This window comes from Nocardiopsis synnemataformans (assembly GCF_965343085.1).
Classification (GTDB): domain Bacteria; phylum Actinomycetota; class Actinomycetes; order Streptosporangiales; family Streptosporangiaceae; genus Nocardiopsis; species Nocardiopsis alborubida.
Window position 1 is genome coordinate 1 of the sequence record NZ_CBDRFA010000143.1, and the last position, 5,548, is coordinate 5,548.

Genomic DNA, 5,548 nt, shown 5'->3' on the forward strand with positions numbered 1-5,548 from the left:
CCTCAACACTTAAAGGCCACGCCCGCCAGCTCCCACAGCTTGACCTTGGGGTCGGCGGGGCGGAACACGGGGTCGGTGTCCGGGTGGCGCCAGGTGGCGCAGTCCACCGCGCGGGAGCCCTCGTCGCGCCCGTCGGTCCAGGGACTGGCCAGCTCCAGGCCCTCGAAGACCACCGAGGCCTCCTCGGGGCTGCGCACCCGGCCCCACGGGGTGCCGAAGGACAAGATCTTGTCGGTCATCCACACGGCGGAGGCCGGATCGTCGGAGACGATGTGGGAGGAGATCAGGCACGACCCCGGCGCCAGGCGGTCCATGAGGGAGCGCACCATGCCGAACGGATCGCTGTCGTCGGGGATGCAGTGCAGCAGCGAGACCAGCATCACGCACACGGGCAGGTCGGTGTCGATGAGCCTGGTGGTCTCGGGGGCCTCCAGGATCTCGTCGGTGTTGCGGATGTCAGCCAGCAGGAACGCGGTCTCCGCGCTGTCGCTGATCAGCGCCCGGCCGTGCGCGAGCACGATGGGGTCGTGGTCGACGTAGACCACCCGGGCCCGCGGGTTGGCCTGCTGGGCCGCGTGGTGGGTGTTGTTGGCGGTGGGCAGCCCGGCCCCCAGGTCGAGGAACTGCTCCACCCCCTGGGCCGCCACGTACTCCACCGCGCGTGAGAGGTAGGCGCGGTTGTCGTTGGCGAAGGCGACCAGTTCGGGGATGCCGTCCGCGAGTGCCTCGCAGGCCTTGCGGTCGGCCTCGAAGTTGTCCTTGCCCCCCAGGAGGTAGTCGTACATGCGTGCGATGCTGGGGGTTTCCATGTCGATGTTGGGGGGGAAGTGATCGGCCATGAAGGGTACCCATCCAAAGAAGTGACGAGGCGAGTTCTCTGGCCGAATGGTAACCGTGTTTCCACGGCCTTGCGGAGTTTTCCACAACAAAGTTCGAAGTGCGTATTCGGCACCCCATACGCTCACGTTCCGGTCCCCGTTCGCGGTTGTCCGAAACCGGGCAGATCATCGGCCACGATCCCGGGAGCCGCGGCCCTGACGCGCTCGCCGGAGCCCTCCGGGGCACTCGGACGGACGGGAAGCGGCGGCGCGGACCAGAACGCGGCGGCCGAGCCGGGGGCCGCCTCGTCCGGCGGGGGAGGGGGGACAGCGGCGGTATCCAATACCGCTTCTCCGTCATTTTTCCCGATTGTCGCGTCTTCGCCCGAAAATCCTTTTGCCGCCGCCGTGGAAAGCGCTTTGACCTGCGCCACGAGCGCGCGCCGATCCCGGCCCAGCCACCGGGTCAGCACGAACGGGTCGCGGTCGGCCTCGACGCCCAGCTCCACCACCGCCGCCGCCAGGTGCGCGCACCTGGCGTCCCACCGGTCACAGGAGCAGGTCGCCACCAGCGCGTCCCACCCGCGCGGCACCAGGTCCCACCCCAGCAGTGAGAACACCCGGGCGGCCGCCACCGGCAGCTCACCGGCCAGGATCCGGGCGCGGAACACCGGCTGGGAGGCCAGCGCGGCGCACAGGCGCTCCCACTCGGGCTCCGGAGGCACCGTGCGGATCAGGCTCACCTCGTGCGCGCCCGGGCCGCGCACCCGTCCCGCGACCTCGCCCGGACGTACCGACAGCCGCTCCGCCCGCGCGCTCCCGGCGGCCCGGCCCGGCTCCCCCAGGGCCTGTGCGAACAGCGGCGACCACGCGCTCACTCGGCCACCGCCTCCGGGGACAGCCGCACGACCTCGCGCAGGTCCCGCACCGACAACCCGGTCAGCCACGCCTCACCGGTGGCCACGGCGCTGTCGGCCAGCGCGCTCTTGCGCTCGATCATCTCGTCCACCCGCTCCTCGACCGTGCCCACGCACACCATCTTGCGCACCTGCACGTCCCGCCGCTGGCCGATCCGGAACGCCCGGTCGGTGGCCTGGTTCTCCACCGCCGGGTTCCACCACCGGTCCACGTGCACCACGTGGTTGGCCGCGGTCAGGTTCAGCCCCGTCCCGGCGGCCTTGAGCGAGAGCAGGAACACCGCCGGGCCCTCCATCTCCTGGAAGCGCTGCGTCATCTCCTCCCGCTCCGCCCGCGGCGTGCCCCCGTGCAGCCACAGCACCGGCACCCCCAGCCGCGAACGCAGGTAGGGGGCCAGACGCTCGCCGAACCGCGCGTACTGGGTGAAGCACAGGGCCTTGTCGCCCTCGGCCGCGGCCGAGGCCAGGATCGCCTCCACCCGCTCCAGCTTTCCCGAGCGCCCCGACAGCGCCGAGCCGTCCCCCAGGAACTGTGCCGGATGGTTGCAGATCTGCTTGAGCCGCGACATCGTCGCCAGCACCAGCCCCTTGCGCTCCTTCTCGGTCGCCTCGGCCAGCCGCTCGCCCATCTCGTCCACCACCGCCTTGTACAGCGAGGCCTGCTCCGGGGTGAGCGTGCACCAGGTACGCATCTCCAGCTTCTCGGGCAGGTCGGCGATGATCGACCGGTCGGTCTTGAGGCGGCGCAGCACGAACGGCCCGGTCATGCGGCGCACCAGCCCGGTGTCGGGCCCCTCCTCGCCCTCGACCGCCCGCTCGAAGGCCGACTCCGTGCCCAGCAGCCCCGGGTTGGCGAACTCCATCACCGACCACAGCTCGCCCAGGTTGTTCTCCACCGGGGTGCCGGTGAGCGCGATCCGCGTGGCCGCGGGCAGTGACCGCACCGCCCGGGCCTGCCGGGTGCCGTGGTTCTTGAGCGCCTGCGCCTCGTCGCACACCACCCGGTGCCAGGGCATGCCCGCCAGCTCCTCGCTGTCGCGGGTGACCACGCCGTAGGTGGTGACGACCAGGTCGCACGAGCCCACCAGGCGGGCCAGGGCGTTGCCCGAGGGCCGGTCCGGGCCGTGCTGCACGTGGACCCGCAGCGAGGGCGCGAACCGCTCGGCCTCGCGCCGCCAGTTGCCCACCAGCGAGACCGGGCACACCAGCAGGGTCGGACCCGGCGCGGGTTCCCGGAGCCGCTCGTCGGTGAGCAGGGCCAGCAGCTGCACGGTCTTGCCCAGGCCCATGTCGTCGGCCAGGACCGCGCCCAGGCCCAGCTCGCCCAGGAAGCGCAGCCATGCCGCACCCCGGTCCTGGTAGGGGCGCAGCGCGCCCTGGAAACCGGACGGTGTGCCCATCGGGCGCGGCTCGGCCTTGGCGCCCCCGTCCAGCAGCGCGCCCAGCGGACCGGAGGCGACCGCGTCGGTGACCGGCAGGGGAGCGGTGCCCTCCACGCCGATGGCCGTGCGCAGCGCCTCATCGGTGCGCATCCAGTGGCCGCCGCGCCGTTTGACCAGGTCCAGGGTGGCGCTGATCCGTTCGGGGTCCACCTCCAGCCACCGGCCGCGCACGCGCACCAGCGAACGCTTGAGGCGGGCCAGCTCGGCGAGTTCGGCCAGCTCGTCCTCGCCGAGCGGTACGGCCTCCTCGCCGTCGCGGCCCCGGAGCAGGGCCTCGAAGGACACGTTGACCAGGTCGGAGGGGCCCACCCCGCCGCCCCTGCGTTTGCGGGGCGCCTCCTCGACCGCCACCCGCAGACCTAGCGCGGACCTGCCGCGCCACTCGGGCAGGACCACGCCGAACCCCGCGCCGCTCAGCCGGGCGGCGCCCTCGGCGACGAACCGCTCGGCGTCCTCGGTACCCATCAGCAGCCGGGCCGGGGCCAGGTCGCGCAGCGCGCGGTGCAGCGGCGGGTGGTGGCGCGCGGCCCGGCGCAGGTCGGCCAGGGCGGTGGCGCCCACGTCGGCGGGCAGCCAGGCGGCGCCCTCGCCCTGCCACACCTGTTCCAGGGGCAGGCGCAGGCCCGGGTCGGTGACCGAGCGCACCCAGAACTCCAACGCCCACGGCCCTGTCCGGTCGGGTTCGCGCAGCAGGAACAGCAGCGCGGCCCGCCCCGCGCCGCGTACCCGCGAGCGCCACTCGCGCAGGGGTCCGCGCAGCCGGGCTGCGGTGTCGACGCCGATCCCGCCCGGGTCGCCGGTGAGCGCGGCGGCCAGCCGCTGACCGGGGGCCGTCCCGTCGTCGGCGGTTTGTTCCGGGGCGGTCCGGTCGTTGTCGATCCGGCTGTTGTCGGACCGGCTGTTGTCGATCCGGCCGTTGTTGGTTCGGCTGTCGTCGGTCTGGCCGTTGTCGGTCCGGTCCCCGGCATTCCGGCTGTCGTCGGACCGGCTGTTGTCGGACCGGCTGTTGTCGGACCGGCTGTTGACTCTCCGACCACCGCTGTCCGGGCTGGGGGAGAGCGCGCGGCGGGGCCGGGCCAGGCGGCGGGCCGCCGCGTCGGTGAGCAGTTCCAGGGGGGCGAGCACGCAGGCGCGGGCGACCGCGTCGGGCGGCTCCCCGGGCAGATGGGCGCGGGCGGAGGGTGGCAGGGCGCCGGTGAGCGCGGCCAGGTGCTCCTCCGCCCAGTCCAGGGGCGCGGGCCGCCAGCGCGCCCGGGCGGGATCGCCCACCAGGTCGGGCAGCACGCACCCGGAGGTGACCAGGAGTTCGGCGAAGTCGCGGACCGCGCGCAGGTGGACCAGTGAGGGCCCGGGTGCGGTGCCGGGGGCGTCGGGTGAGGCCAGGAGGGCTTCGGCGGAGGCGGAGTCCAGCCGCAGGGCGGGCACCCGCCAGGGGTGGAAGGCGGCCGGGGCGGTGCCGGGTGCGCCGGTGGAGGCGAAGGGAGCGGAGGTGTCCCCGGGCAGGGACAGGTCCAGGGTTGCGTGCGTGGCCGAGCTTGCCCCGGTTCGCGCGTTCGCTCCCGTTCCCGCGTCTGCCAGGAGCGTGCGCAGATCGCGGGTCTCCAGGGCGAACGGGTGTGGACGTGCTCGGCCGTGCGCGTCCTCGGCCGGGGGAGCGGCGGAGGGGTCGGACTCGGCCCACACCGCCAGCGCGTCCCCGGTCCACACGCCGTGCAGAACCCGCACCGCACCTCCCGCGTCCTCGCCGGTCATCGGCCCCAGTATGGCCGGATGCGGCGACAGACCGTGACGCGAGCCCGGTGACGGGGACCACTCCCGATTCCGTCAAGGCAAGGGATGGGGTGCGTGGGTGTGCAGGTGTGCGGGTGTTTGGGTGTGTGGGGAACTGGAGGGTCGGTGGGCGGGCGTGCGGAGAGGTTGGTTTTCCACAGGTGGTGGTTGGGGGTGTTCCGGGGTGGGGTGGGGGTGGTTTCCTGGAAATAGGGGGGATCCCACCCACGTGCGTTTCGCCATGCCCTCAATCGACCGACAGTAGGAAAAGACCAAGGAATTGAGGGGTAGGGAGGGGCCGTCATCAGGCCTCTCCCCTACGCCATTCCTGCTGGGGGTCGTTGGTGGCAACGAAAGCGCACCTGCTGCCGCGAAAGGGCGCGGGAGTGTGAGGAAACGGTCAGCGTCCGGTGGGGGGTGAGGGTGCTCGACGAAAAGCGGCACCAAAGGCGGGCGCGCCTGACGGAGGGCGACCAACGCCCGGGGTTCAGGGGTGGCCGGGCTCTGCTGCGTCGGCACCAACGGCAGGCGGAACCTCCAGCCTCGGGCAACACCCCTGGCCCCTACGGTCGGGGCGGGCGACGATGACACCGAAGGCGGG

General features: G+C 73.1%; 3 protein-coding genes. All 3 read right to left on the reverse strand.

What is annotated here, in order from left to right:
• Positions 1 to 2: 2 nt before the first annotated feature.
• The 3 genes from ACSIH6_RS38910 to ACSIH6_RS38920 all read right to left on the reverse strand — a co-directional run bounded on the left by ACSIH6_RS38910 (position 3) and on the right by ACSIH6_RS38920 (position 4,929).
• On the reverse strand, positions 3 to 839 hold the full coding sequence (locus tag ACSIH6_RS38910; RefSeq protein WP_435113824.1) for an SAM-dependent methyltransferase: 837 nt from the start codon (positions 837 to 839) through the stop codon (positions 3 to 5).
• A gap of 122 nt (positions 840 to 961) precedes the next feature.
• Complete coding sequence (locus ACSIH6_RS38915; protein WP_435113826.1) at positions 962 to 1,696, reverse strand: SWIM zinc finger family protein; 735 nt, start codon at positions 1,694 to 1,696, stop codon at positions 962 to 964.
• Positions 1,693 to 4,929, reverse strand: coding sequence for a DEAD/DEAH box helicase (locus tag ACSIH6_RS38920; protein ID WP_435113828.1), 3,237 nt, complete (start codon positions 4,927 to 4,929; stop codon positions 1,693 to 1,695). Before ACSIH6_RS38920 ends, ACSIH6_RS38915 begins: the two co-directional genes overlap by 4 nt.
• Between the last annotated feature and the right edge of the window lie 619 nt (positions 4,930 to 5,548).